This window comes from Flavobacterium sp. 120, from assembly GCF_003633605.1.
GTDB classification, from domain to species: Bacteria; Bacteroidota; Bacteroidia; order Flavobacteriales; family Flavobacteriaceae; genus Flavobacterium; species Flavobacterium algoritolerans.
This window is the reverse complement of sequence record NZ_RBKZ01000001.1, coordinates 1,262,418-1,287,787: the sequence shown is the minus strand read 5'-3', so window position 1 is coordinate 1,287,787 and position 25,370 is coordinate 1,262,418. Positions and strand designations below refer to the sequence as shown.

At 35.5% G+C, this 25,370-nt stretch carries 18 protein-coding genes and 1 other RNA gene; 15 read left to right on the top strand and 4 right to left on the bottom strand.

The window, feature by feature from the left end; translation table 11 throughout:
- Positions 1-80 precede the first annotated feature (80 nt).
- Positions 81-477, top strand: a transfer-messenger RNA (tmRNA) gene (ssrA, locus tag C8C87_RS05565).
- A gap of 209 nt (positions 478-686) precedes the next feature.
- Here ssrA and C8C87_RS05560 read toward each other — a convergent pair.
- The 4 genes from C8C87_RS05560 to C8C87_RS05540 form a co-directional block, all read right to left on the bottom strand.
- Positions 687-2,117 (bottom strand): TolC family protein, encoded by a 1,431-nt coding sequence (locus C8C87_RS05560; RefSeq protein WP_121341857.1) that lies wholly within the window; start codon positions 2,115-2,117, stop codon positions 687-689.
- Positions 2,110-5,280, bottom strand: a complete 3,171-nt coding sequence (locus C8C87_RS05555) for an efflux RND transporter permease subunit (RefSeq protein ID WP_121341855.1) — start codon at positions 5,278-5,280, stop codon at positions 2,110-2,112. The genes C8C87_RS05560 and C8C87_RS05555 overlap by 8 nt, the downstream gene beginning before the upstream one ends.
- A 43-nt stretch (positions 5,281-5,323) precedes the next feature.
- Positions 5,324-6,406, bottom strand: a complete 1,083-nt coding sequence (locus C8C87_RS05550) for an efflux RND transporter periplasmic adaptor subunit (RefSeq protein ID WP_121341853.1) — start codon at positions 6,404-6,406, stop codon at positions 5,324-5,326.
- Positions 6,407-7,340: 934 nt separating this feature from the next.
- Positions 7,341-8,603: a YeiH family protein gene (locus tag C8C87_RS05540; RefSeq protein WP_121341849.1), complete on the bottom strand. Its 1,263-nt coding sequence runs from the start codon at positions 8,601-8,603 to the stop codon at positions 7,341-7,343.
- Between the two features lie 586 nt (positions 8,604-9,189).
- Between C8C87_RS05540 and C8C87_RS05535 the strand changes: the two genes are divergently transcribed.
- The 14 genes from C8C87_RS05535 to C8C87_RS05470 all read left to right on the top strand — a co-directional run bounded on the left by C8C87_RS05535 (position 9,190) and on the right by C8C87_RS05470 (position 25,366).
- Positions 9,190-10,491 carry an O-acetylhomoserine aminocarboxypropyltransferase/cysteine synthase family protein gene (locus C8C87_RS05535; protein ID WP_121341847.1) on the top strand — a complete coding sequence of 434 codons (1,302 nt, stop codon included), beginning with the start codon at positions 9,190-9,192 and terminating at the stop codon, positions 10,489-10,491.
- A 101-nt stretch (positions 10,492-10,592) separates the two neighbouring features.
- On the top strand, positions 10,593-11,594 hold the full coding sequence (locus tag C8C87_RS05530) for an alpha/beta fold hydrolase (RefSeq protein ID WP_121341845.1): 1,002 nt from the start codon (positions 10,593-10,595) through the stop codon (positions 11,592-11,594).
- Complete coding sequence (locus C8C87_RS05525) at positions 11,581-12,681, top strand: aspartate kinase (RefSeq protein WP_121341843.1); 1,101 nt, start codon at positions 11,581-11,583, stop codon at positions 12,679-12,681. Before C8C87_RS05530 ends, C8C87_RS05525 begins: the two co-directional genes overlap by 14 nt.
- A gap of 493 nt (positions 12,682-13,174) precedes the next feature.
- Positions 13,175-13,615: a hypothetical protein gene (locus tag C8C87_RS05520; protein ID WP_121341841.1), complete on the top strand. Its 441-nt coding sequence runs from the start codon at positions 13,175-13,177 to the stop codon at positions 13,613-13,615.
- A gap of 17 nt (positions 13,616-13,632) precedes the next feature.
- Positions 13,633-14,877 carry a threonine ammonia-lyase IlvA gene (gene ilvA / locus C8C87_RS05515; protein WP_121341839.1) on the top strand — a complete coding sequence of 415 codons (1,245 nt, stop codon included), beginning with the start codon at positions 13,633-13,635 and terminating at the stop codon, positions 14,875-14,877.
- 255 nt (positions 14,878-15,132) lie between these two features.
- Positions 15,133-15,432 carry a helix-turn-helix transcriptional regulator gene (locus C8C87_RS05510; protein ID WP_099715763.1) on the top strand — a complete coding sequence of 100 codons (300 nt, stop codon included), beginning with the start codon at positions 15,133-15,135 and terminating at the stop codon, positions 15,430-15,432.
- Between the two features lie 6 nt (positions 15,433-15,438).
- The gene (locus C8C87_RS05505; RefSeq protein WP_121341837.1) at positions 15,439-16,545 is read left to right on the top strand and encodes an NADH:flavin oxidoreductase; all 1,107 of its coding nucleotides are present in this window, start codon (positions 15,439-15,441) and stop codon (positions 16,543-16,545) included.
- Between the two features lie 385 nt (positions 16,546-16,930).
- The gene (locus tag C8C87_RS05500) at positions 16,931-17,992 is read left to right on the top strand and encodes an NAD(P)-dependent alcohol dehydrogenase (RefSeq protein ID WP_121341835.1); all 1,062 of its coding nucleotides are present in this window, start codon (positions 16,931-16,933) and stop codon (positions 17,990-17,992) included.
- Positions 17,993-18,256: 264 nt separating this feature from the next.
- A complete protein-coding gene (locus C8C87_RS05495; protein ID WP_302137192.1) occupies positions 18,257-18,718 on the top strand; it encodes a (2Fe-2S)-binding protein in 462 nt (153 codons plus the stop codon).
- Positions 18,719-18,753: 35 nt separating this feature from the next.
- Complete coding sequence (locus tag C8C87_RS05490) at positions 18,754-20,904, top strand: molybdopterin cofactor-binding domain-containing protein (protein ID WP_121341832.1); 2,151 nt, start codon at positions 18,754-18,756, stop codon at positions 20,902-20,904.
- 19 nt (positions 20,905-20,923) lie between these two features.
- Entirely contained in the window at positions 20,924-21,349 is a 426-nt protein-coding gene (locus C8C87_RS05485) for a cytochrome c (RefSeq protein WP_121341830.1), read from the top strand.
- A gap of 65 nt (positions 21,350-21,414) precedes the next feature.
- Positions 21,415-23,562 (top strand): molybdopterin cofactor-binding domain-containing protein, encoded by a 2,148-nt coding sequence (locus C8C87_RS05480; protein ID WP_121341829.1) that lies wholly within the window; start codon positions 21,415-21,417, stop codon positions 23,560-23,562.
- A gap of 30 nt (positions 23,563-23,592) precedes the next feature.
- On the top strand, positions 23,593-24,768 hold the full coding sequence (locus C8C87_RS05475; RefSeq protein ID WP_121341827.1) for an XdhC family protein: 1,176 nt from the start codon (positions 23,593-23,595) through the stop codon (positions 24,766-24,768).
- A complete protein-coding gene (locus C8C87_RS05470) occupies positions 24,758-25,366 on the top strand; it encodes an NTP transferase domain-containing protein (protein ID WP_121341825.1) in 609 nt (202 codons plus the stop codon). Before C8C87_RS05475 ends, C8C87_RS05470 begins: the two co-directional genes overlap by 11 nt.
- The last annotated feature ends 4 nt before the right edge of the window (positions 25,367-25,370 follow it).

Genomic DNA, 25,370 nt, shown 5'->3' with positions numbered 1-25,370 from the left:
GAGTTTTGCACTACTAATTCAAGTTTAAAAGTGTACATTTGCAAACTCAAAATTCAAATTTTGGATTTTGAAATAAAAAAGGGGTCGACTGGTTTTGACAGCGAGTCGAATTGAGAAGTAAGCACGTCGAGCATTGAGACCTTGCTCGTAAATATAAGATCTTACAATTTTACACGGCGAAAATAACTACGCTTTAGCTGCATAATCCGAATTATAGTACGATTAAGCCACGTTCCTATCAGATAGGAAAGCTGGATTCTCCTTGAAAGCCTTGGTTTGTGGCGGTCAATTTAGGGGAACCGTAAAAATAAACCTAGATTTCCATAAGCTTCGGGTGGATTTCGAAATTAAGAAGATAAGTATTGTGTGGCTGTTTCTGGCCTAGCACACTATCGAAAACCTAATCAGGAAATAAACGCGTAGAAAGCTTTTTAGTTGCTTGTTTGGACCCGGGTTCGATTCCCGGCGACTCCACAGAAAACCTTGTAATCAATTGAATTACAAGGTTTTTTTATGTCTAAATTTCAGCGAAATCAAGACTTAACAATAATAGCAGAATCAAAACCAAATTTAAATCTGTTCTTATAAAACAAAAAAAACAGTAGTAAACTTGTGCTTACTACTGTCTAAAAATGTTTTTTTATATCTGATTCGTAACGTACTGTTATTTAGAAACTCAAATTAATTTATTTCCAACCGCCACCTAAATCCCTGTAAACATGAACTACAGCGTTGAGTTGCTCTTTTTTAGTCTCAATAAGTTCGAGCTTGGATTCCAAAGCATCGCGTTGGGTCATCAAAACTTCAAAATAATCTACTCTGGCAGACTTAAATAAATCACCTGCTACAGCAATCGAACGGCTCAAAGCATCTACTTGTTGTGCTTTCAGTTGGTAACTTTTTTCCAAATTATTGATTTTAGAAAGCTGGCTGGAAACCTCCAGATACGCTTTAAGAATTGCACGCTCATAGTTGTACAAAGCCTGAATTTGTCTGGCATTCGCAGATTTATACTCTGCTTTTATTGCATTTCGGTTGATTAATGGTGCTGCAAAATCTCCCACAAATGAATACAATAATGATTCTGGCAATGTAAACAAGTACGATGCCTTAAAAGCATTTACACCTACCTTTGCCGTAATATCTAATGAAGGGTAAAACTCAGCGCGAGCTACTTTTACATCTAGTTTTGCTGCTTCCAATTCCATTTCGGCTTGTTTGATATCGGGTCTGTTCGCTAACAATTGAGAAGGAATCCCAGAATGAATTACCGGAGGCAATAAACTAATAAAATTAGATTTGTCTCTCTTTATTTCCTGCGGGTATTGCCCTAACAAGAAACTGATTTTATTCTCCGTTTCATTTATATTCTGAAGAATCTCAAACTCCATACTTTTGGAAGCCATTACCTCAGCTTGAAATTTCTGAACAGCCAATTCAGTTGACCTAGCGGCTTCTTTCTGAAATTTCACAATTTCCAAAGCGGTGCTTTGCAAGGCAATATTCTGTTTTACAATATCCAATTGGCTATCCAAAGCCAGTAATTCGTAATACGAATCAGCAACCTCTGCAATAAGATTGGTTATCACAAAATTCTTCCCTTCAACAGTTGATAAATACCTACTTATAGATGCTTTTTTAGAATTGCGTAATTTTTTCCAAATATCCACTTCCCAATTGGCATAAGCGGCTATTTTCAAATCACCCAATGGTTCTGGCATTTCTAGACCTGGTCTTATTTCAGTTGAAGCATCTCCGGCACCTTGGCTGGTGTATCTACCCACTTTTTCAATTCCTGCTCCTGCTCCAATACCCACTTTTGGTAAAAGAGCCCCTTTTCGCACACGGATATCGTTTTTAGCAATTTCAATTTCCTGCAAAGTAATCTGTAATTCTTGATTGTTTTTTAAAGCAATTTCAATCAGGTTTATCAAATTCGGGTCTTTAAAATAGGTTTGCCAAGGCATCGCAGCTATATTGGTAGTATCCGTACTCTTGTTGAAAGATTCCGGAACAGCTTTGGCTTCAACCAAAGGTGCTAAAACTGGTGTACAACCTGCAACTGCCAGACAAATACCTAGCGGGATAATATATTTATAATTCTTTATTTTAGACATGATTATCATCAAATTCTTCGGTTAATGGATTCTCTTTTTCATTTTTTACCAGTTTATATTTTTCAGCAATTCTACCAAAAACATAATACAGTCCAGGGATCACAAATACCCCACATATAGTTCCTATCAGCATTCCTCCTGCAGCTGCTGTACCAATAGTTCTATTACCAATTTTACCCGGTCCAGTAGCAAATACCAGTGGTATCAAACCTGCTATAAATGCAAAAGAGGTCATCAATATAGGACGGAATCTGGCTTTAGCACCTTCCATTGCGGCTTGAAGCACCGTTCTTCCGGAAGCATGCCTTTGAATTGCAAATTCGACAATCAAAACTGCATTTTTACCCAATAAACCTATCAGCATCACCATGGCTACCTGAGCGTAGATATTGTTCTCTAAGCCTGTCAACTTCAATAAAAGAAAGGCTCCAAAAATTCCTGCCGGTAAAGAAAGGATTACTGACAACGGAAGAATGAAACTTTCGTACTGTGCTGCTAAAACAAGATAGACAAAACCTAAACAGATTAGAAAAATCCAAATGGCTTGATTTCCTTGTGAAACCTCATCAGCAGAAATACCCGCCCAATCAATACCAAAACCTCGAGGTAATTTTGACTCTGCTACTTCTTGTACAGCTTTAATGGCCGCTCCACTACTGTAACCTGGCGCAGCTGAACCACTTATTTCAGAAGAATTATACATGTTATGTCGGGTGATTTCTGATAGTCCATATACTTTTTCCAACTTCATAAAAGCGGAGAAAGGCACCATTTCGTCCCTATTGTTCTTCACATATAGTTTCAAAATATCTTCCGGTAAAGCACGATATTCAGGAGCGGCCTGTACTATGACTTTGTAATTAAACCCGTATTTGATAAAACTGATTTCATAGTTACTACCCACCAATGTTGATAAAGTGTTCATAGCGTTTTCAATAGAAACCCCTTTCTGTTGTGCCAAATCATTGTCGACTTTCATCATATACTGAGGAAAACTGGCACTGTAAAAACTAAATACAGATGCTAATTCTGGACGCTTATTCAATTCCTTAACGAAATCATTATTAACGCTTTCCATTTTCTTGTAATCCCCTGACCCAGCTTTGTCCAACAGACGAAGTTCAAAACCTCCTGCGGCTCCATATCCTGGCACAGCCGGCGGTTGGAAAAACTCAATATTGGCACCCGGAATATCTTTAGTTTTCTCTTCTAATTCGGTCATAATTTCTTGTACAGAATGCTTTCGCTCGCTCCATTCTTTAAGATTAATCAAACAAGTTCCAGCATTGGCACCCGTACCTTCCGTAAGAATTTCATATCCTGCCAAAGCAGATACCGATTGCACACCGTCGATGGTTTCGGCAATTTTCTGTAATTTTTCAGCAATATTATCCGTTCTTTCTAATGAGGAACCGGGAGGCGTTTGGATGATGGCATAAAACATCCCCTGATCTTCATTAGGAATAAATCCTGAAGGAACAGTACTGCTGATGAACCAAGTTCCTGCACAGAAACCTATAAGCGCAATAAAAGTGATGGTTCTTCTGTTTACAATGCGACTTAAAACGCTTTGATACTTCTCGGCAGTATTATTAAATTTAGTATTAAATCCATCTAAGAAGCGGTTTATTGGCGTTCTCTTTTTTGGTTTGCCGTGATTGCTTTTCAACATCATCGCACAAAGTGCCGGTGTAAGCGTTAATGCCACAATACCCGAAAGAATAATAGCAGTTGCCATTGTAATCGAGAATTGACGATAAAAAATCCCTACAGGCCCGGACATGAATGCCACCGGAATAAATACCGCAGCCATCAGGAATGTAATCGCTATAATTGCTCCTGCTATTTCGTGCATCGCTTTTTTTGTAGCTTTTAGCGGTGAGAGATGGTCTTCCTCCATCTTGGCGTGGACGGCTTCGATAACCACAATGGCATCATCGACGACGACTCCAATGGCTAATACTAATGCAAATAAAGTAATAAGATTTAGTGTAATCCCGAATAATTGCATGAACATAAAGGTTCCAATAAGGGAAACAGGCACAGCAATGGCCGGGATAATAGTTGATCTCCAATCGCCCAAGAAAAGAAATACTACCAAACCCACTAAAATAAAGGCTTCGACCAAAGTGTGAATTACTTTTTCGATAGAAGCATCCAGAAATTTAGATACATCATAACTGATTTCATAATCCATTCCTTTTGGGAAAGAATTTTTCTTGATTTCAGCTAATTTTAATTTTACATCTTTAATAACCTGACTGGCATTACTTCCGTAGGATTGTTTCAAAACAATTGCAGCAGAAGGTTTTCCGTTTAAGTTCGAATAAATATCATACATAGAACTTCCAAACTCAATATTGGCGACATCTTTTAATCGTAAAATTTCGCCGTCAGGATTAGACCTAAGTACTACATTTCCGTATTGTTCTTTAGTAGTAAATCGGCCAGAATATTTTAGTACATATTCAAATGCTTGCGATCTTTTACCTGAACTTTCTCCTGTTTTACCCGGTGACGCTTCTAGACTTTGATTGGCTAAGGCTTCCATAATTTCCTCTGCAGAAATTTTATAGGCTAACATTCTGTCTGGCTTAAGCCAAATTCTCATCGCATATTCCCGATTACCCAAAACATCTGCAAATCCTACTCCATTTACCCTTTTTAATTCAGAGAGAATATTAATCTCGGCAAAGTTGTATAAAAACTTCTGATCCGTATTCTTATCCGTACTGTAAAGATTCACATACATCAGCATACTCGATTCTTCACGCGTAATTTTCACTCCTTCTCTTACCACTAATGGCGGTAATTTATTGACTACAGAGGCTACACGGTTTTGAACATTTATAGCTGCTTGATTCGGGTCGGTACCCAAATTAAAAATTATTTGAATACTGGCTTCTCCGTCGTTACCCGCATCTGAAGTCATGTATTTCATTCCAGGAACTCCATTGAGTGCCTTTTCTAATGGTATGATTACGGACTTGATCATCAGTTCTCCATTTGATCCCGGATAATCTGCTATTACGTTTACCCTTGGTGGCGAAATGGAAGGGAATTGAGTCACCGGCAAATTGGTTACCGCCAAGACTCCCAAAAAGACTATTATGAGCGATATTACTATCGACAAAACTGGTCTTTGAATAAATTTATTAAACATTATATTTATTTTTTATGGTTAAACCAAATTGAAAATTATAAACCTATTCCGTTTTTAATCGCAAATGAGCGATGACGTCTTTCGATTTTACAAAATCATACTTTATCTTTTCATCGTCTTTAACTTTCTGAATACCTTCCAGTAAAATCTTGTCATTTTCAGTAATTCCACTGGAAACAACATACAAATCGGGGATTTCACCAGTAATAATAATTTCCTTTGATTCCAGCACATTGTTTTTATTTACTAAAAAAACATATTTTTTATCCTGAATTTCATACGTAGCTTTTTGCGGAATTACAATAGCATTTTTAAGCGGAACATTCATTTGAACCAATCCTGTTTCTCCGTGTTTCAGTAATTTGTTTGAGTTTGGGAATCGTGCTCTGAAGGCTATATTTCCTGTTTCATTATTAAATTCACTTTCAATAACCTCGACATTTCCTTTAAATTGAAACACTTGGTTATTAGCCAATAGCAGACCTACTTTATTAGTTGCACGATCTTTTACATTGCTTTGATATTCTAAGTACTCCGGTTCTGAAACATTAAAATAGGCAAACATTTGACTGTTATCCGACAGACTGGTTAACAGTTCCCCTTCATCAATCAGACTCCCTAATTTTAAGGGAATGCGATCAATAGTTCCGGCAAATGGCGCTCTGATTTCAGTGAATGATAAATGAAGTTTCGCCAAAGCCACTTCTGCTCTTGCCTGCTCTAATTTGGCTTGAGCCAAAGACTGCTCGTTTCTGGAAACTATATTTTTGTCGGCAAGGTTTTTGGCATTTTGTAATTCAATCTCAGCGCCTTTAGCTTCTGCTTGTGCCTTTAGCAATTCTGCCTGATACATTCCCGGCATAATTCTAAATAGTAGCTGACCTGCTTTTACATATTGACCTTCATCTACATAGATGTTTTGTAAATATCCTTTTTCCTGCGCTCGAACTTCAATGTTACGTACGGAACGAATTTGTGAAACATATTGTTTGGTAAACGAAGTATCAATTTTTATGGGATTGGTAACAATAAATTTTGTCTCTTCTTCTTTTTCTTCTTTTTTTGTTGTACAACTTGTTAGGCACAACAAGGCAATCAAGCCCGTGAACACGAGTATTTTATTCATGATATAAAATGGAAATTAAGCGATTAAATACTTGGAATTGGGAATTCCTTAGACATAAAAAGTCATCAGTTTCCAAAAAATATTGGAACTGCCATACCGTAAATGAAAGCCTAAAGCGTTCATAAAGTAAGCAATCTCATAAATTTAGTAACTGATTTCAGTATTAATCAAATTCTTAATACCTGCTGAATAATATAAATAGGATATGACTGGCCACAAAATGGCGCGAAGATTTTAAAATTCTTATTACAATAGTTTATGATAGACTGACAAGAAAATGTCTGATACCAAACTTTTGAAATGCCAAATTTTTCAGTAAAATTTTTGTTTAAATTTTTGTTTTTAAGAGAATCGCTGTTGGAGCATTCCTCTTCTAGATCAAAACCGTCAGCATTAATAATTATACTGCTCGAACCAGTCTTAGCAAATTTTACTTGATTCGCTTGTACAAGTTTGGAAATTAATGAGCTGTAAATGTCGTTGTCATGCGAAGCAGCATGAACATAATTTCCTCCGCTTTGCAGATAGAAAAACAGGTATAAAAAAAATACAGTTACTCTCATTTGGAGGCCAAAAGTAATGAAAGTAATGAAAGAAAAAAACAATTTTAATTATGTTTAACAAGTAAAAGAAAGCGAAAACGATTGAAGTTCTTTTAAAAACAGTATTAAATGAAATCCATTGATGAGTACATAATTCCTGCACCTCAATTGAGCCATTGATTTCTCCAAGATTACTAAATCGCAAACATGTGATTACTTTCTTAGTAGTTTTCCTTTATGATAGACTCAACTTAAAATGTTCATCGATAAACTATGAAAACCAGATCTAATAAAGCTGTTCGATTTTGATCTCAGTGACTCCACAAAATAAAAAATCCATTTTACAAACTGTAAAATGGATTTTTTTAGGACTATCTATGATAATCAAACTATCATTTACCAAACAATATAAAGGCAATAATAAGTGTAATTATGATGTTGAACAACTGTGCAATTAAGAACGCATAAAGCGGTTTTTTACTGTTTTTGCTGAACAAATCTTTAAAATTGGTTTCTAAACCAATGCTGGTAAAAGCTAAAGCAAACCAAATTCCTTGTAAATTCTTTAATCCGTCTTTGACTGCATCCCGAGCGTCAGATGTGAGTAAAAAAGAAAAAAGTAATGAAGCTGCAATAAACCCGATAACAAATTTTGGAAAACGTTCCCAAATCACTTTTAAAGTTGGTTTAGACACAGTAGCTCCATCAGATGCATTTTGAGTGTATGTCCAATAAACCGAAATAGCAAAAGCAGCTAAACCCAATAATACATTCTGAGAAAATTTAACGATAGTACTAATTTTCAAAGCTGTTTCTCCCACCAAGGAACCCGAAGCTACTACTGCTCCAGAAGTATCAATACTGCCGCCTAACCATGCCCCGGTAACTTCTTCCGGAAAATTAAAGTATTTGGCAATTATCGGCATAAAAATCATCATTGGAATGGCAGTAACCAAAACCATCGAAATAACATACGAAAGCTTCTTTGAGTCTCCTTTAATAGCTCCTGATGTGGCAATAGCTGCCGAAACTCCACAAATGGAAACCGCACTGGATATCATCATGGTCAACTCGTCATCTACTTTTAGTTTTTTACACAACCAAAAAGCAAAATACCAAACCGATAATACGACTATCAAAGCTTGTATCAATCCCAAAGAACCTGCTTTAAGAATATCTGAAAATATGACGCTGGTCCCTAATAATACCAATCCAATTTTTACAAAAATTTCTGTAGAAAGTGCTGTTCTAAACCATTCTGGAAGCGTAAAAAAATTACCTATAGACAAACCGATAATCAAGCTGAAAATTACAGCCTCTAAATTGAGTCCTTTTATCTCGCTGTTTCCTGCAATAATCAATGCTATAACGGTTAATAAATAAACGACAGGAAAACCCATCAAGAAGTTTTTTACTGACTTTCCAGTCAAAAAAGCACCAATACTCCCAATAGAAATAAGGTACACAAACTGCACCATAATGATTTGTAAATTCCCGTAATCAAATACATCGTTGCGTAAATCCGTATCATTTGACCACTTGAATACAGGAACCGAGGGAAGAAAAACAAAAAGGGATAACCCGATAATCAGGAAACCTAAGAGTACTACTGTCCAATCTTCATGAATTGTAAATTGCTTTGTTTTTTGTGACATTCTAATAAATAGTTATTGTTTTGGTGTCAAAATACAAATTTTTTATATGTGGATACTTAAACTTCGTTAATTTTTGCTGACTGCTCCGGGAATTGCCTCATTTCCAGGTCTAATTTTGCTAAACTCTACAACTCCTGTTTTATCTTCCCAGACATAAATAGTATAATTCCAATTTAATAGGAAGGAATTTCAATATTCTTATAGTTATTACTACAAATATTAAAGCTCTTAAATAACACTCTCAACATCTTACCATTAAATAAAATCAGAAATAAATATTTCATAAAACAATGTATTAAATACTTTGAAATAATATTAAATTCTACTATTTCTATAGAATTTATAAAATAAATCAATTTTTCCTTGGTGGAATAAAAAATAGTTTGCACATTTGCCTCAACAAAAGATAAAAACAAATGAAATTAATCAATTGCAATATGTGTAAAATGATGCCGGAATTTTCCGCAGCGTTTCTATTATAATTAATTTTAAAAAGATAAATAGAACCTCTGCAAACCGCAGAGGTTTTTTTATATCCATAAACAAAACAAGAAAAAACACTAAATAACCCTAAAAATTAACGATCATGAGCACACAAAAATTTGAAACAAATGCATTACATGCAGGTCACGACGTAACAAAAAACGCAGGAACCAGAGCAGTTCCTATTTACCAAACCAGTTCTTATGTTTTCAATAATTCGGAACATGCCGCCAATTTATTTGGCTTAGCCGAAGCCGGATTTATCTACACCCGATTAAATAATCCAACCAATGATATTTTAGAGCAACGATTAGCCGCTTTGGAAGGAGGAATCGGAGCTGTGGTTACTGCCTCAGGAACAGCAGCAATTGCAACGGCTTTTTTGGTTTTATTGAAAGCCGGTGATCACATAGTTGCGTCAAATAGTCTTTATGGCGGAACCTACAATTTATTAAAAGTGACCTTACCAAGATTGGGCATTACCACTACATTTGTAGATCCTACAGAGCCCTCAAATTTTACAAATGCTGCCCAAGAAAATACCAAAGCCTTTTTTGTAGAATCATTAGGAAATCCAAAATTAGATGTGTTGGATTTAAAAGCAATTTCAACAGAGGCTAAGGCGTTTAAAGTCCCGTTTATTGTTGATAATACCGTTGCGTCTCCTTACCTACTCAATCCTATTGCATATGGAGCCGATATTGTAATTCATTCCCTGACAAAATACATTTCAGGAAACGGAACTTCACTTGGAGGCGTTATTATTGATGCAGGAAATTTTGACTGGTCAAATGGAAAATTTACTGAGTTTACAGAACCTTCGGCGGGGTATCACGGGTTAATTTATCATGAAGCATTAGGCAATGCAGCTTTTATTGCAAAAGTGAGAATAGAAGGCTTGCGTGATTTTGGTGCCGCTTTGAGTCCTTTCAACGCCTTTCAGATCATTCAGGGATTAGAAACTTTACCGCTTCGAATACACAGACACAGCCAAAACGCATTGGCATTAGCAAAATGGTTAGAACTTCAAGAAGAAGTGGCTTGGGTCAATTATCCTGGTTTAAGCACAAGTAAATATTATGATTTAGTTCAAAAATATTTACCAAAAGGACAAAGCGGTATCGTTACTTTTGGATTAAAAGGGGGCTTTGAAGCCGCTAAAAAAGTAGCCGATGAGACTCAATTATTTTCACTTTTAGCCAATATTGGAGATACTAAATCACTTATTATTCATCCGGCAAGCACAACTCACCAGCAATTAACAGATGAGGAACAAATTGCAACAGGGGTTTCTAAAGATTTGATTCGACTTTCAGTTGGTTTAGAAGATATTGAAGACTTAAAAACAGATTTGAAAGTTGCTTTTGCAAGTATCAAAGAACTTCAAGAAATACAACAATACTAATTTTTGTTTTTTGGTTGAAAAGCGTGCCTTTGGTTTGTTTTTGGTTCCAAAGGCTGCTTTTCTAAAAACAAAAAACTACTTGAATCTTAAAACCGTAAAAAATGGAAAATATAGAAAAAATAGATCTTTTTAATTTTGATTTAGAAATAGGGAAACAGAAAACATATATTTCTTTATCCTATCAAGTTTTTGGTCCGCCCATTGGTCATGCACCAATAGTCGTGGTGAATCATTCTTTGACAGGAAACTCAACCGTTTCCGGAAAAAACGGCTGGTGGAACGGAATTGTCGGAGAAAACAAATCCATTGATACTAATTATTTTACCGTAATTGTTTTTAACATTCCAGGAAACGGATACGATGACCAAGTTGGGAATTTAATAGACAACTACCGTGATTTCACCGTTCGTGATATTGCTAGAATTTTTTGGGAAGGCTTATTTTATTTAAAAATAGAAACTGTTTTTACCGTCATTGGTGGAAGTTTAGGTGGTGCAATTGCATGGGAAATGGCGGCTTTACAACCCGAAAGAATTGAAAATTTAATTCCAATTGCCACTGATTGGAAAGCTACTGATTGGGTAATTGCGAATGTTTTAATACAAGATCAAATTCTCAATAACTCGGACGACCCAATTGTTGATGCACGATTGCATGCTACTTTATTGTACAGAACGCCCGAATATGTAAATCAACGATTTCAAAGAAACAAATTAGACAGTTCCTCCATTCTTCAAATCGAAAATTGGTTGCTCGGTCATGGAATTCAGTTGAAAAACAGGTATCGATTGGCAGCTTATAAGTTGATGAATCATTTGCTAAAGACGAATGATATTACCCGCAGTAGACAAGATTTTTTGGCTGTAGCCAATACCATTCAATCTAACATTCATCTCATTACGATTGACACTGACTGTTTGTTCATCGCTGACGAAAGCCGAAAAACCTACCGTGGACTAAAAAATATAAAACAAAATGTTTTTTACCATCAAATTCAATCTATTCATGGACATGATGCATTCTTGATAGAATTCAACCAATTAGCAGATATATTGAACCCTATTTTTTTAAATCATAAAACACAAAATTATGTCAGCGCTTAGAATTAACATAGTTCTTTTTGGAATTGGAAATGTAGGAGGCAATTTAATCCAACAGGTTCTGGAAAGCCAGCATTTTTTTCAGGAAAAGTATACTATCGAATTGCGTTTCCCAATCATAACCAATTCCAGTTTAGCTTTTTTTGAAAAAGAGGGTTTGGCGAATACTTGGGAAGCAAATTTTGCACAATCTGCCATTCCTTTCAGAGTCGAAGATATTATAGAATATACCACAAATCAGGGATTAGAAAATTTGATTGCCGTTGATGCAACCAATAGTCCCGACATTGTAAAATCGTACATTTCATTAATACAAAATGGTTTTAATATTGTAGCTGCTAATAAAAAGGCCAATATATTACATCATGATTTTTATACTGAAATTCGTAGAAATCTAAAAAAATTCGATAAAGACTATTTATATGAAGCAAATATTAGTGCGGGATTGCCAATTCTAAACACCATTAAAGAATTGCATTTTTCAGGGGAAAAAATCACAAAAATCAGAGGTGTATTCTCCAGTTCATTGAGTTATATCTTTAATAGATTTGGAAATGAAGACATTCCGTTTTCAAAAATAATTGAAGATGCTGAAAAATTAGGCTATACCAAAACTGATTCCCGTGAAGATCTTTCCGGAAATGCTGAAGCCGAAAAATTAGTAATTCTAGCCCGAGAAATAGAGCATAAAGCAGAATTGAAAGAGGTACAAATTATGCCTTTATTAATACCTACTCTCAATGAAACCCATACAAAGTCAGTATACAAAAACAATAAAAATTTATTAGATAAACCGTATAGAATTGCTAAACTGACTCAGAATGAGAATCATGTTTTACGATACGTTGGAGAATTTGATATTGAAAGTGAAAAAATAGAGGTAAAATTAATTTCTGTACCTATTAATTCCGCGCTTGGTCAGTTACAAAACGCCGAAAATTTAATAGAAATATATACTACAACAAACAGTAAAAACCCAATCATAATTCAGGGAGCTAGCTCAGGTAAAGAGATAGCCGCCAGAACTATTCTAAAAGACATTTTAAAAATTTCAAATCACATCAAACAAAAAGAAACCATCTGGTTATAATCTTGATTATTGTTTATCGCCCAAAGACGCTATAGTGATTTGTTGCATTGATTTTAATGTTTCCTATCTTACTGATATCAATCTGTTATCGTAATCTAAATTCTAGTTCAGTATCTACTTATGATAGCTGAAAATAAAAAAACAGTAAAGAAATAATAAATTATTATTTCGGTTTCCTAAAAATCAATACATTTGCACCTTATCAAGAAAAAATGAAACACTTAGTTAACATCATCATTGTCATTATTATAATTATCATTCGATAATTATGGCGAGGTGTTATATAAATAAGTAATCAATATACAATTTATAAAACCTCCCAATCGGGAGGTTTTTTATTTTAAACAAACATGAAAAAATTAGCAACAATTATTAGTATCGTAATTATCATTATTCGTTTCACGTGACGAGTCAGGATTCTATTCTCTAATAAAGCCTTTCTCAGTTCAAATTGAGAAAGGCTTTTTTTTAACTAAAAACAAACTATTCAGCAATGAAACAAGAATTTACAATAACACTTTTCAGTGAAAAACAGGAAGGATTAATCAATAAAGTGGTCCTTATTTTGACTCGAAGAAAAACAAACATAAACAGCTTCTCCGTATTTTTTTGCAAAACAGTAAATTTATATCGCTTTACGATTACGCTTATTGAAACAGAAGAAGCCGTTCAAAACATAGTGTATCAAATGGAAAAAATAATTGAAGTTTTCAAATGTTATTTTCAGACTGAAGCTGAACTTTTTACTCACCAAATTCTACTATTTAAGTTTCCGAATTCCGATGAAAAAGAAAAACAAGTCGCATCAATTATCAATGCCTTTCCAATTATTCGGGAAACTGATTATTGCGTTTATACCAGTAAAACACACAAAGAAACAATCCAACAATTAGCCACAAAAATAGCCGAATTAGACCCCATGAATTCCTTTTAATTCCAAATACTAAAAAAATGACTTTATTTAAAACTATACAACAAGCACAAAAACAACTTCAAAACGTTGTCTCTCCTACTCCACTAATCGAAAACTTAAATTTATCAGAGGAATTTGGAGCAACAGTTCTACTAAAACGCGAAGACCTACAAGTCGTTCGATCCTATAAAATAAGAGGCGCTTATAATAAAATGTGTACACTTACCACTCCCGAAAAAGAAAACGGAATTGTCTGTGCCAGCGCTGGAAATCATGCGCAAGGCGTTGCTTTTTCCTGTCACCTTTTGAAAATAATGGGGAAAATTTACATGCCAAAAACCACGCCCAAACAAAAAGTAAAACAGGTTCAATTGTTTGGAAAAAACTATGTCGAAATTATCTTGACAGGAGACACTTTTGATGACGCTTACGCAAAAGCGGTAGCCGATGCCACACAAAATAACAAAGCGTTCATCCATCCTTTTGACGATGTAGAAGTCATTGCCGGTCAAGGAACTGTTGGGTTAGAAATTTTAGACACGTATAAAGAACCTATAGATTATGTATTTGTACCCATCGGTGGTGGCGGACTGGCTTCCGGACTTTCAACCGTATTCAAACAATTGAGTCCTAGTACTAAAATCATTGGTGTAGAACCGAAAGGAGCGCCTTCGATGAAAACTTCAATTGACAATGACAAAAACACGGCATTAGATATTATCGATAAGTTTGTTGATGGAGCTGCCGTAAAACAAGTGGGCGACCTGACTTTTGATATTTGCAAAAAAAATCTAGACGACATTATACTGGTTCCCGAAGGAAAAGTATGTACCACCATATTACGACTGTACAATGAAGAAGCCATGGTGGTCGAACCTGCCGGAGCAATAACCATCGCTGCATTAGATTTTTACAAAGAAGAAATAAAAGGCAAAACAGTAGTTTGCATTGTGAGCGGCAGTAACAATGACATTGAAAGAACTGCCGAAATTAAAGAACGCTCATTACTCTACGAAGGATTAATGCATTATTTTATGATTCAGTTTCCGCAACGTCCCGGAGCATTAAAGGAATTTGTAAACTATATATTAGGCCCGGATGATGACATTACTTATTTTCAGTTTGCCAAAAAAAATAGCCGTGAAGTAGGATCAGTAGTTGTTGGGTTAGAATTGAAGAATCCAAATGATATTCAGTCCATCAAAACGAATATGAATACCAAAGGATTCGAATACCAATACCTTAATGAAAGGCATGATTTATTTACTCAATTAATAGGATAACCAGCAACGCAAGCAATTTTATTCGAGATTCTTAGCGCTCACTAATTATTTTTTTATTGAAATCAAAAGTCTGTAAATACTACTATTTACAGGCTTTTTTTGTTTGTACTATTCTCTAAAATTTTATAAAATCAGATAAATTTTCCCCAGAAAAACAATAAGAAAACCTAAATATTCAACAACTCGTTCTCTTAAATATATCCTAAATAATTCATATTAAATTGGCATATCGGGAAAACTCGATATATTTGCACTATGGATCATACAGAAATATTTAAAGCATTATCAAACAAGTCCAGACTACAAATACTGGAATGGCTAAAAGAACCTGAAATAAATTTTCCCGAACAAATGGCTGAATGTTATGAACACGGAGTTTGCGTAGGACAAATACAAGCCAAAGCGGGACTCACCCAATCAACAGTTTCAGAATATTTATCAATTCTTCAACGCGCTGGATTTATAGAATCTACCCGTGTTGGACAATGGACCTATTACAAACGCAACGAAAAAGCATTTACAGCACTGAGCAAAATAATCGAATCTAATCTATAAAACAATATGAATACTAATAGCTTATTTACGCCCTTCAAATTGAAGACGCTAAATCTTAAAAATAGAATTGTAATGGCGCCTATGACGCGCTCATTTTCTCCAAATGGAGTACCAACAGATGCTGTAGCAGCTTATTATCAAAAAAGAGCTGAAGGCGAAGTAGGTTTAATATTATCTGAAGGAACTGTGATTAACAGACCTTCTTCATCAAATGATGCCAATGTACCTCACTTTTACGGAGAGGAATCTTTGGCAGGATGGAAACAAGTGATTGATGGCGTGCATTCTGCAGGTGGACAGATGGGACCACAGATATGGCACATGGGAATTATGGACAATCACCATTCTGGTTGGGTTCCAACAGCACCTTTTGAAGGACCATCAGGATTAAACAGACCGGGTTTTAGCAATGGAACTACCATGACAATAAATGATATCGAAAATACCATTATTGCTTTTGGAAAAGCTGCTGCTGATGCCAAAAAATTAGGTTTTGACTGTATCGAAATTCACGGTGCTCACGATTATCTGATCGATCAATTTTTCTGGGATGCAACGAATCTGCGTACCGATAATTACGGTGGTAAAACCTTAGCAGAACGTACTCGTTTTGCCGTAGAAGTGATTAAAGAAATCAGAAAACAAGTAGGTGAAGATTTTGCCATAATCATGAGACTTTCTCAGTTTAAACCTTCGGATTACAACTTTAAACTGGCAAAAACACCTCAAGAAATGGAAGCTTGGCTTAGTCCTTTGATTGATGCCGGTGTCGATATTTTGCATTGTTCTCAACGTCGTTTTTGGGAACCGGAATTTGAAGACAATGACCTTAATTTTGCAGGATGGGCAAAAAAATTAACTGGAAAACCAACTATTACTGTAGGTTCTGTTGGACTTTCTGGAGATTTCTTCGGAGCATTTACGGGTGAAAGTTCACAGCCTACCTCTTTGGATGAATTAACCAGACGTTTAGACAGAGGTGATTTTGATCTTGTAGCAGTAGGAAGACCTCTTTTATCAGACCCGAATTGGGTTAGCAAAATAAAAGCAGGAGAAAATGACCAACTAAAAGGCTTTAGTAAAGAAGCTTTGGGTGAATTAGTATTGGAATAAATTAATGCATTAAATTCCAAATGACTATTTTCTATAAACAAGTATATACGATTTTATCAATAGTCTTAATGACCACAACTAAGAGAGAAGTTTTAATCATTTCTCTCTTTTTTTATGATTACGAACAGCTTCATAAACATATTAGCTCATAATCTTTTAAAATTTGGTTATTTTATAAAATGGATAACATAATAAAATTACCAATTTTATAAACAAAAATACACTCAAATAAGCCCTATAAAATTCCGTAATATTTGATTTTTCGAAAACAATATTTTTTTTTATTATACTAGTAATCAAACTATTTACTAAATTTATTTAATTATAAATGACTCTGGAAAACAAAAAACTATAAATACTATTTTTTAATAAAAACACTTTAAAAATGAACACTACAACAAATGTAAAAGCGTACGGTACAGTTGCCGTTGATGCCCCTTTAAAACAAATGGATATCCAACGCAGAAATGCTACTGCAAAAGACATTGAAATCGAAATTTTGTATTGTGGTGTATGCCACTCTGATTTACACACTGCTAGAAATGATTGGGGATTTACCACTTATCCTGCGGTTCCCGGCCACGAAATTGTGGGCAAAGTGACCAAAGTAGGAAACGAAGTCACTAAACTAAAAGTAGGTGATTTTGCTGCTGTAGGTTGTATGGTAGATTCATGCAAGACATGCAATAATTGCAAACAAGACTTGGAACAATACTGCTCTAACGGTTTTATTGGTACTTATAATGGAGCAGACAAGCATTTAGGCGGAATGACTTTTGGAGGCTACTCGGAAAAAATTGTGGTAGACGAAGACTTCGTTTTAAAAGTGCCTGCTAATCTTGACTTGGCTGCTACAGCACCTTTATTATGTGCGGGAATAACCACTTGGTCACCGCTTCGCCACTGGAAAGTTGGAAAAGGAAGTAAAGTTGCCGTTGTAGGTTTAGGTGGATTGGGGCATATGGCCATTAAATTAGCCAAAGGTTTGGGTGCCGAAGTTACCCTTTTCTCCAGAACACCAGAGAAAGAGAAAGATGCTTTCGAATTGGGTGCAGATGCTGTTGTTATTTCAACTGACGAGAATCACATGAAGGCTGTAAATGGAAAATTCGATTTAATAATTGACACCGTTCCTTATGTTCATGACGTTAATCCTTATGTAGGGACTTTAAACACTAATGGAACTTTGGTTTTGGTAGGTTATTTGGGTGGCTTGGAACCTATTTTGAATACTGTTCCGATGATTATGGGAAGAAAATCTGTAGCTGGTTCTTTAATTGGTGGAATTGCAGAAACTCAGGAAATGCTTGATTTCTGTGGAGAACATAATATTGTATCTGAAATTGAAGTAATCAAAATGCAGGATATCAACGAAGCCTACGAAAGAATGCTAAAAAGTGATGTTCGTTATCGTTTTGTAATTGATATGGCTTCGCTAAAAAGCTAAATTACGCTATACTTTTAGCCTTTTGCTATAGTCAGAATTGTAAAGAGAACGATGGTATTCAGTAGTATCATCGTTCTTTTTAATTTTAAAAAACATTATAAAACGTATCTTTTTACTCTGCTTAAAACCAATGTTTTTTTTCAAAATTTTAATTTTTTGATTTTAGTAATATATTATTTGAATTGTATAAATTTTAAATTATTAAATTCATTAACTTGCAGTAACAGATATGTTGATTTTCATTTACTTAAAAAATAATATTATATGGCAATAATTAATCTTAAAATCAATAGTAAGGATTATTCAATAGATGTAGATCCTCAAATGCCACTTCTTTGGGCAATCAGAGATTTTGTAGGGTTAAAAGGAACTAAATATGGTTGTGGTATCGCGCAATGTGGTGCTTGCACAGTTCATCTAAACGGTCAGCCGGTTCGCTCCTGCTCTTTGCCTGTAGCTGCTGTTGCAAATAAAAACATAACGACCATAGAAGGATTATCAGACGACAATTCGCATCCGGTTCAAAAAGCTTGGATAGAAGAGCAAGTTCCTCAATGTGGCTATTGTCAATCGGGTCAAATCATGGCTGCCGCAGCATTATTATCCAAAAATGCTTCTCCTAATGATGCCGATATTGATGCCGCAATGCAAGGGCATATCTGTAGATGTGGAACCTATCCGCGTATCAAACGAGCCATCAAGAAAGCATCAGAAAACAAGCCTTGAGAAGAGTACTAAAATAACCTATTCTTATATTTTATATGGACATAGATACTATATCAAGAAGAAAATTCTTAAAACTATCTGGTTTAACAGGAGTTGCTCTTACATTAGGATATTATTTACCTGCAGATGCTAAAGAACCTAAATTAATCACTGCTTTTGATGCTGAGAATCGCGGCATTGAGCTTAATTCATGGATATACATTGATGTTTCAGGTAAAGTTACGCTCTATAGTCACAGAGCCGAAATGGGACAAGGAGTCTATCAATCCATACCTCAAATAATCGCTGAAGAACTTCATGTAGATCTTGATAAAGTAAACATAGTTTTCGCTCCTGGCGATAATGTGAAGTATGGAAATCAAATTACAGGAGGCAGTTCCAGTATTAGAGGATCCTATAAAAACCTTTTGAATCTGAGCGCCACTGCCCGTGTAATGTTAATAAAAGCAGCCAGTAATAAATGGAATGTTTCTGAATTGGAATGTTATGCAGAAGATGGTCATGTAATTCATAGACCAAGTGGTAAAAAATTACACTACGGTGAATTAGTATTGGAGGCATCAAAACTTGATATTCCGAAAAATGTTGTTTTAAAGAAAACATCCGAATATAAATTAATTAGAAAACCACTTCAAAGACAAGATACGCCTTTGAAAACAAATGGTACAGCCGTTTTTGGTATCGATAAAATGATTCCGGGAATGCTGTATGCCATGGTGGAACGAAACCCCAGACTTCGTGGTAAGGTAAAAAGTTTTGACGCTACTGAAGCGCTTAAAATTCCGGGAGTAAAACAAGTTTTTGTAGTTCGTATGGGAGTTTTCAATACGTTCAGAGAAGGTGTAGCAGTTGTGGCTGATTCTGTTTGGGCAGCTATGAAAGGAAAAAAAGCCTTAAAAGTGGACTGGGACGATACCGGATTTGAACATTTGAATACCGAGGATATTTATCGTCGGATGGAGGAAGCGCTTCAAAAAGATGAGGGACTTTCTTTTGTTTCAAAAGGAGATTCAAACGCCATTATAAAATCAGCAGAAAAGAAAATTGATGTTGTATATACTACTCCGTATCAATCGCACAGTTGTATGGAACCACTGAATTGTATTGCACATTATCAAAAAGATAAAATAGAAATATGGGGGCCAATACAAGCTCCGGAATGGGTTCAAGATTACATCAGTAAAGAACTAGGAATTGCAAGGGAAAAAGTCATTGTTAATATGACTTTCCTGGGAGGCGGATTTGGTAGAAAAGCCTTTATGGATTACCCACATGAAGCCACGATGATTTCTAAAGAAATAAATGCGCCGGTTCAGGTTATCTGGTCCAGAGAAGACGATGCCACGCAAGGTCCCTACAGACCCGGCATTTCATACCGTTGTCAAGGTGTGGTTGCAAATAATGAAATAAGTGCTTTTAAAGTATCTATTGCAGGTCAGAACAATAGTCATTGGAGAGGCGGAGCAAAAGATATTCCCAACAGAAGTGCCACGGAAGGATTTTTAAAACCATACGTAGACAACATTCAGAATTTAAGTATTGTTGATATTCCTTTTGAAACACCAATACCTACTATGTGGTGGCGTTCTGTTTATGCTTCTACCAATGGTTTTGCGTATGAAAGTTTTATGGATGAGCTCGCTGCTGAATCAGCGAAAGATCCAATAACTTTTAGAAGAACCTATCTTAAAGATGAGAGAAGTAGTGAGTTACTGAATAAACTGGAAGAGGTTTCCGGATGGAAAAACAGAAGCAAAGGATATGGCGTTGCTATAACGGAATGTTTTGGCAGTACCGTGGGACAAATTGTGAAAGTTTCAAAAAACGCAGAAAATAAAATTCAAATCGATCAGGTTTGGGCAGTAATTGATTGTGGATGGTATGTAAATCCAGATATAATCAAAGCACAAGTGGAAGGAAGTATTGTTATGGCATTAGGTGCTGCAGCGATTCATGAAATCACATTCAAAGATGGTAAAACGGTTCAAAATAATTTCAATACGTATAAAATGCCTCGTATAACAGATATTCCACCTATTGAAGTGTATATCATGGAAAATGATGCCGATGCCGGAGGTGTTGGAGAACCTGGATTACCTCCATTTGCTCCTGCTTTAACAAATGCAATATTTGATTTGACAGGAAAACGTATTAGAAAGCTTCCTTTCGAATTAGCAAAAGTTTAATTTTAAAAATACAAAACAAATGAAAATAGTTTTTTCAATAGTAGTCGTTTTAATATTGGCAGTAACGCTGCAATCATTCAATCAGAATTTTGATTTGAAAGCAAGTATTGTACGCGGTAAATCGGTCTATAATACACAATGTGCATCCTGTCACATGGAAGAAGGAAATGGTATAGAAGGCGTTTTTCCAACATTGATAAAATCAGATTATTTTGCAGATAAAAATCGATTGATAAAAGTGGTTACAACTGGATTACGTGGACCAATAGTAGTTAATGGTGTAAACTATGATGGAGAAATGCCCGCTACTGATTTAACTGATGAACAAGTGGCTGATGTTTTAAACTATGTCAGAAATTCATGGAAAAATGAAGCTAAGGCAGTTTTACCAAGTGAAATACAACAAGCTAAAAAAGCTGTCACTAAAGATTACAAAGCCTATTAATTTGTAACATATTGAATTCGTTGCATAGAGAGAATTATAAATTATAAATTCTAAATACTAACTAAATGGTATCAAGACGTCAATTTATTAAAAATACAGGTAAAGCAAGTTTTGCATTATGGTTAGGAGCTACTTCTAATGGTTTTGCAAACGCAGCTTTTATTACAGATGCACCCAGTAATTTTACTCCTTTTGTAAAAATCGAGAAAAACGGAAAAATAACAATTTTCAATACTAAGCCCGAAATGGGTCAAGGTACTTTTCAATCTGTTCCAGCTCTTATAGCCGAAGAATTAGAAGTTTCGCTTGATGCAATAACGATAGTTCAAACCAGCGGCGAGAAACAATTTGGCGGCGGCCAGGCAGCAGGAGGAAGTTCTTCCATCAGAGGAAATTATGATGCGTATAGAAAAATTGGCGCTGCCGCAAAAGAGATGCTGATTAAGGCAGCCAGTGTTAAATGGGGAATTGGAATTGAATCTTGTTATGCCGAAAACGGAAGCGTACATTCTAAGCTATCAAAGGAACATCTTTCTTATGGCGATTTAATCGAAGAAGCTTCAAAATTAGAAGTTCCTAAAGAACCGAAACTTAAAAACAAAAGTGATTTTAAGATTATCGGAAAATCTATTCAAAGACCAGATGTACCCTTAAAAGTTTCTGGAAAAGCAGAGTATGGAATTGATGTAGAAGTTCCCAATATGGTATATGCAACTGTATTTCGTTCCCCGGTAATTGGTGGTACTTTAAAAAGTTTTGATGCTGATGCAACCTTAAAAATTCCCGGAGTCATTAAAGTTGTGGAAGCCAAAACAACTGTTGGAAAATATCAATATTCCGGAGTGGCAGTTATTGCTAAATCATACTGGTCAGCCCTTCAAGGCCGAAAAGTATTGAAAGTGGAATGGGATACAAATGGATATGAAAATTTCAATTTATCCGACTATGAAAATAAGTTGCGAAACCTTTCCAAAGAAGCTGGTGTACTGGATAAGAATATAGGACATGTAGAAAGCGTTAAAACGGAACCTGGAAATTCAGTGGAATCCTTTTATGAAACTCCTATGGTGGCTCACCATACACTCGAACCGATGAATTGTATCGCACATGTAAATGGTGAAAAGGTAGATATATGGACCTCTACTCAGGTTCCTAGTGCTATTACCGGTTTAGGACCAAATGACCTTCATAGCCAAATTGGAATGAAACCAGAGAATATCACTTTACATTCCAAATTTATTGGAGGCGGATTTGGCAGAAGATTGTATACTGATTATGTTATAGAAGCCGTAAATATTGCAAAGCAAATAGAGCAACCCGTAAAAGTAATTTGGTCTCGAGAAGATACCACACAACATAGTGCCGTACGCCCTATGACTTTCTCACAGTTGAAAGGTGGTTTCTCAAAAGAAGGAGAATTAATTAGCTTTCAACATAAAGTGATAAGCCCTTCTTATTTTGATTCGGTAGGTCCAAATTTCGATAAAACAAAAGTCGATGCGATTATGATAGAGGGAATTGGAGAACAGGCTTATCAAATTCCAAATATTAAAACCTCATATGTGTATGCTGATTTTCATGTGCCTGTAGCCGCATGGAGATCGGTAACCAGTTCAACTGTCGCTTTTGCCCATGAGTGTTTTATTGATGAATTAGCGCATAAAGTCAAAAAAGACCCTTTAGATTTTAGATTGCAAATGCTAGACAAAGATTCCGATACCAAAAGAGTTTTATTGAAATTAAAAGAAGTTTCCAATTGGGACAAACCATTACCAAAAGGAAAAGGCAGAGGTGTTGCGCAATGGGAATTTTTTGCGGGATTGTGTGCCCATGTAGTCGAAGTATCAGTTACAAAAGACAATACTATAAAAATTGATAAAGTGTATGCCGTAATTGACTTGGGAGAAGTAGTAAATCCAGATAATGTAAAAAATCAAATTGAAGGATCCATCGTGATGGCTTTGACAGCGGCTATAAAAACGGGAATTACCATTGAAAACGGGAAAATAAAGCAAAGTAATTTTCACGATAATCCAATGATACGAATGCATGAAACGCCAGAAATTGAAGTACACATTCTTGCAGATGGCGGAAAAATAAAAGGCGTTGGTGAACCTGGCTTACCTCCTTTTGCACCAGCATTAGCAAATGCCATATTTTCAATTAGCGGAAAGCGCATTAAAAAGATGCCTTTTGACCTTAAATTATCCTAAATATTTATTTATAATTCCATTAATTTTCAAATGAAAGAACTTCAAGAAATTATTAAAAAATATGACGTTGCCAGTCAGAAAAATATAAAATCAGCTCTAGTAACCGTAGTTCATTTAGATGGTTCCTCTTACAGAAGACCCGGTGCCAGAATGTTAGTGAATGATGACGGAAGAATTACCGGTGCCATAAGCGGCGGTTGTTTAGAAGGTGATGCTTTAAAAAAAGCCTTATTTGCTATTTCTGAGCAAAAAAATACTCTTTTTACTTATGACACTTCAAAAGAAGACGATTCAGAAATGGGAATTCATTTAGGATGTGAAGGCCTTATACAAGTATTATTCGAAAGCATCGATTCTGAAAAAGAAGAAAACCCAATACAATTGCTGAGTAAAGCATTAGCCGTTCGTCAAAAAGCAGTTTTGGTTACTTTATTTGATTTAGATAATAATCAAAATGTCCAATATGGCACTTGTTTACTATTAGAAGAAAATGGAACTCTTTCCGGTAAAATACCGCTACAACAGTTTGAAGATGCGGTTTTAAAAGACATAACGGATGTCATGCAAAATGGCGAATCTGTTTTCAAACAATACAAATCAGGTGACGTATCAGTAACTGCTTTTTTTGAATTCTTGCATCCGCCAGTTTCCCTTGTGGTATTAGGAGCAGGAAATGATGCTATTCCGCTTATGAAGTTTGCAGATGTCTTGGGATGGGATTTTAGAATTGTAGACCGAAGAGATACGCATGCCAACAAAGAAAGGTATCCTACCGCCTCACAAATTTTGGTAGCAAATCCAGATGTTGCATTAGAACATCTTGCGTATGATAATCGTACTTTTTTTGTTTTAGTAACGCACAGTTACAAATGTGATTATTATATGTTAAAATCATTATGTACTGCTGCTGTTCCTTACATAGGTATTTTGGGACCAAAAAAGAAGTTGCATCGCATGTTGGAAGAAATACAACATAATGAAGGCATCCATTTAAATGCCGATAAAGTGGCAACAATTTATGGTCCGACAGGTTTAGATATTGGAGCAGAAACACCAGAAGAAATTGCACTCAGTATTATAGCGGAAATTCAAGCCGTATTGACTGGGAAAATGGGTGGTATGCTAAAAACCAAAAATGAAGTCATTCATTCCAGAGACTCATTAGACATTCAAATAGAAGATATCAAAATTTATAATGCATCATAAAATAAAGCAATGTGGTATAATTATTTTGGCAGCAGGTTCAAGCAGTCGCATGGGAAAACCAAAACAATTACTTGAATTTGATGGTATGACGCTCTTAACACGGGTTTCAAAAATGGCTTGCCAATCAAAATTATATCCTGTAATTGCCGTTTTAGGTGCCAATGCTGATTTGATTCAAGCGCATCTCGATGTTCTGGGACTTGATATTGTACTTAATGAAAACTGGGAAGAAGGAATGGCTAGCTCTTTACGAAAAGGGCTTTTTTCCATGAATAAAATGTATCCTCAAGTTGATGGCGTCATAATACTTGTTGGCGATCAACCTTACATAAATAATCAGCATATAGAACAACTGATTGATGCTCAAGACGAATCCGGATTGCCAATTTCTGCCTGTTCCTATGCCGGTATTATGGGAACTCCTGCCCTTTTTCACAAAACGATTTTTCCAGAACTGATGTTGCTTGAAGGTGATATTGGTGCCAAAAAAATCATCGAAAAAAGAAAACAGGATGTAGCTACAGTACATTTCGATAAAGGAGTTATTGATATTGACACAGTAGAAGATTATGAAAATTTACACAACGAAAAAGAATAAATAT